At 54.7% G+C, this 3,264-nt stretch carries 4 protein-coding genes and 2 pseudogenes; 2 read left to right on the top strand and 4 right to left on the bottom strand.

From position 1 onward, the window contains the following. A pseudogene (locus DLM46_RS38760) lies at positions 1-217 on the top strand (metal-dependent hydrolase); the annotation flags it as partial. Positions 218-664: 447 nt separating this feature from the next. Here the strand turns inward: DLM46_RS38760 and DLM46_RS38755 are convergent. The 4 genes from DLM46_RS38755 to DLM46_RS38740 all read right to left on the bottom strand — a co-directional run bounded on the left by DLM46_RS38755 (position 665) and on the right by DLM46_RS38740 (position 2,811). After that, the gene (locus tag DLM46_RS38755; protein WP_244306548.1) at positions 665-946 is read right to left on the bottom strand and encodes a hypothetical protein; all 282 of its coding nucleotides are present in this window, start codon (positions 944-946) and stop codon (positions 665-667) included. A 456-nt stretch (positions 947-1,402) separates the two neighbouring features. After that, positions 1,403-1,663 carry a hypothetical protein gene (locus DLM46_RS38750; protein WP_115110360.1) on the bottom strand — a complete coding sequence of 87 codons (261 nt, stop codon included), beginning with the start codon at positions 1,661-1,663 and terminating at the stop codon, positions 1,403-1,405. Between the two features lie 473 nt (positions 1,664-2,136). After that, a complete protein-coding gene (locus DLM46_RS38745) occupies positions 2,137-2,427 on the bottom strand; it encodes a hypothetical protein (RefSeq protein ID WP_341868628.1) in 291 nt (96 codons plus the stop codon). Positions 2,428-2,535: 108 nt separating this feature from the next. Continuing rightward, the gene (locus DLM46_RS38740) at positions 2,536-2,811 is read right to left on the bottom strand and encodes a hypothetical protein (RefSeq protein WP_115110363.1); all 276 of its coding nucleotides are present in this window, start codon (positions 2,809-2,811) and stop codon (positions 2,536-2,538) included. A gap of 331 nt (positions 2,812-3,142) precedes the next feature. On the opposite strand from DLM46_RS38740, the pseudogene DLM46_RS40860 reads away from it, so the two are divergent. Continuing rightward, positions 3,143-3,264: pseudogene (locus tag DLM46_RS40860) on the top strand (metal-dependent hydrolase); the annotation flags it as partial.

Raw genomic sequence — 3,264 nt, 5'->3', positions numbered from 1 at the left:
GTTCGGCTTTGCCTGCGGTGGGCTGATGCATTTGCTTGCCGATTGGCCGAACCCGCTAGGCGTGCCCTGGATTGCCGGACGTCATTCGCTGAATCTCTGGAATAGCGGGCATTGCGATCTGATCGTCGTCGCCGCTTCGTGGGTGGCAGCGTGGTTTGTCGGCGAGCATGTGTGGTTGCACGGGTTGTCGCTGCTGCGGCATTTGAAAATCGGATAGGCGGCAAAAAAACCACCTTCCATTTTGTCCACAGAAATTGTTCACAAGCCTGTGGAAAAATCACACCCTGTGATTTACCGTCCCGCTGCACAAACCTTTCTGGACGGCGTGTGAGGGAAATCCCCTTTCCCCACGCTCCCCGGCCGTCCGTTCCCACACGTTTTCCCAGCACTGCGGCGCGGGAAAACTGCCGCTCTCCGATACGAGAACGGTCCTACATTTTGGACATCTATCTTGTAACGATCTCAACATAACGGGCACTGATTCGCCAGTTATACAAGTCACTTGTCAAACGTGAAAGTTGACGGCCTACGTGTCGATATTGCGCTGCGTCGTCGCAGGGGAACGTTACGCGGGTTCCCCACGGCGCGTGATGATAGGGCTACAGGTTCCAGCGCTGGCCGTCGGTGGTGACCAGCCAAGGAAAAGGGCACCTGTAACTTCCTGCTATTCAGCCTCTTGACGGCTTCTCGATCGGGTGCTGAGTAAGATCAAGGCGTTTTTTTTTACTTCGGGCCGGCCTGCTGCAATCAAATTAAGCAACGCAACTCCAAACTGCCGCGCCACTTCGTCGTCAAACCAGAATTCGTCTTCACCCCAGAAAAACGGCAATGCGGTCTTTCCGGCGACGAGCGGAGCCAATATGGCCGAATCCACAGGTTGTATTGTCAACTGCTGCGGATCGTCTGTGTAGGTCAGAACTACGGAATACGGCGGATGCTTAGTCATCAATAACCTCTGCACGCTTGATAATCTTGGAACGCCTGCTGTTTTCACAGCGCAACGCCACGCTTGCCGCCCCATCGGGTATGCGAGTGAAGCGCACAGACGCATATCGGATTCATACTTCGCATGACAGTCTGCCTCCCGCCATTCATTATCCCCGTTGGCGCCACCTTTGAGCATTCCACCACCACCGCTCCAGGCTCCGAAGAGAGCACTGTAAAGCGTTGACCTCTTCGCAGAGCTAGTCAGATCAGTGCAGGCAGAATATCTTCCCGCAGGATCGCCACCTTTTGTTTATAGCTTTCGGTACTATGAGAAGTCAGTGAGCGTCAGCTTTGCAATGCCGGAGGGCGGTTACCCTTGGCCTTCGAGCATCAGCGGCGCCGCTTCTGTCCCCTCGGCGCCATGGCCAAACGTCGGCCACGGCACTCAACCTCCGGTTAATTGCTCTTCTGACGACTAGTCAATTGGGTCCTCTGTAACGCTCATGTATTGCTTGATGTCCGGCTGCCCCAGTGCAATCAGACTAAGCATCGCGGCTCCAAGCCGCCGCGCGAATGCGTCATCAAGCCTGAAATCGTGTTCGTCGAGCAGGATCGGCGCCTCGAGCGTACCGGCCACAAGCGGTGCCAATCTGGCTCGATCAATTGCTTGCACGGCAAACTCTTGACGATCTTCGACGTAGGTTAGAACCACAGAATACGGCGGATGCTTAGTCATCGATAACCTCTGCACGCTTGATAGTCAGCAAATGCGTCTGCTTGCAAAGTGCGAGCCCGGCAAACCACCCATATATTTGGCAAGCGCGTTGCATCTAAATACATCGCGCTCATACTTTGCATGACAGTCCGCCTCGCGCAACTCATTGTCACCACTGCTCGAACATTTAACCATTCCACCGTCGCCGCTCCCAACCCCAACGAGCGCACTGTAAAGCGTCGACCTCTTCGCGGAGGCGGACAGACTAGGTTGATCCACGACGTTTCAGAGGGGTCCAGCGTCAGAACCGGCACATCGGCCTGCCCTTTTCGAGGATCGACAAGAGATTAGGTCGCACGCCAGCGGGGGACGCCAAGGTAGCGCCCCCGCTGCAACCAAGTTCGCGCACAGCTGTAGCCATAAGCGCGCAACGTCCGAAAATACCGTTGCGATGACCGAACATCGTTCGGTCAAGGCAAGGAACCTCTGGGCCGTTACTCTTCGGACGGCCTGTCGATTGGTGCCTCTGTAAAAGTCATGTATTGCTTGATGTCGGGTTGGCCCAGCGCGATCAGAGTCAGCACGCTAGCACCAAATCGACGCGCAAATTCGTCGTCAAGTCTGAACTCAAATTCGTCCAGCAAGACGGGCATTTCAATTGCCCCTTTTAAAGCGGAGGCGATCCGCCCTTTCTCGACTGATTGAAAGATCAACTGCTGACGATCTTGGTCGTAAGTTACTACCACGGAACATGGTGGAAATTTAATCATCAGTACCCCCTGCACTCTTGATAATCCTGGAAGGCGTGCTGCTTGCACAGTGCGAGGCCACGCTTGCCGCCCATAAGATTGGCAAGCGAGTTGCATGCAAATACATCGCGAACCTCTGGGCAGTTACTCTTCGGACGGCCTGTCAATTGGCTCTTGCGTAACAGTCATATATTGCTTGATGTGAGGGTATCCCAGCGCAATTCCGTTCAGCATCGCAACCCCAAGTCGACGTGCAAATTCGTCGTCAAGCTTGTAGTCGAAATCATCCAGCAGGATCGGCACGGTGAATTTTCCAGCCAGAATCTGGGCCAGCTTGGCAGGTTCAACCAACTGCACATTCAATCGTTGACTGTCTTGGTCGTAGCTGAGAACTACGGAACGAGGTGGATCAATAGCCATCAATATCCTCTGCACTTCTCTCTTTAATCCTGTTTCTTGTCATGGTTGTCCCTATTGGTTGTGCTTGTTTGAGGCCACAAGCACGCTATACGAGACCCGCCTAACGGAAAATCCGACAACTCCTAAAATTACGACCTCCTTGCACGAACACAAACCACCGTCAGCAATTGCCGACGCTCGCTGTAGGAAATCGCGCATTGGACTGTCATGTAGTAACTAGACAGGCAGAGAAAATTGGACGGGAAGATCCTACGGGAGGTGCCCAGGCACGAGGGGAACTGCACCCGGACGATCCGCCGGTACCCGAAATGCGCTTCGATATTGCGCGCTGCTCGAAGTGGCCTGGTGGTCGCGGGCGCGGCGGCTGTGGATTACGCATCGCACGCTGACGCATTGGGGGATTGGCTGGCTGGCGCTGCTGGCGTTTTCCTATCACTGGCTCGGGCATTCGGT

The organism is Paraburkholderia lacunae (genome assembly GCF_003353175.1).
GTDB classification, from domain to species: domain Bacteria; phylum Pseudomonadota; class Gammaproteobacteria; order Burkholderiales; family Burkholderiaceae; genus Paraburkholderia; species Paraburkholderia lacunae.
The sequence above is the reverse complement of the archived record's forward strand: the minus strand, read 5'-3'. Positions and strand labels throughout refer to the sequence as shown.

Excerpts from the sequence above, each read along its gene's own strand:
- DLM46_RS38750 (WP_115110360.1), bottom strand. The coding sequence starts at position 1,663 with ATGACTAAGCATCCGCCGTATTCTGTGGTTCTAACCTACGTCGAAGAT.
- DLM46_RS38755 (WP_244306548.1), bottom strand. The coding sequence starts at position 946 with ATGACTAAGCATCCGCCGTATTCCGTAGTTCTGACCTACACAGACGAT.
- DLM46_RS38740 (WP_115110363.1), bottom strand. The coding sequence starts at position 2,811 with ATGGCTATTGATCCACCTCGTTCCGTAGTTCTCAGCTACGACCAAGAC.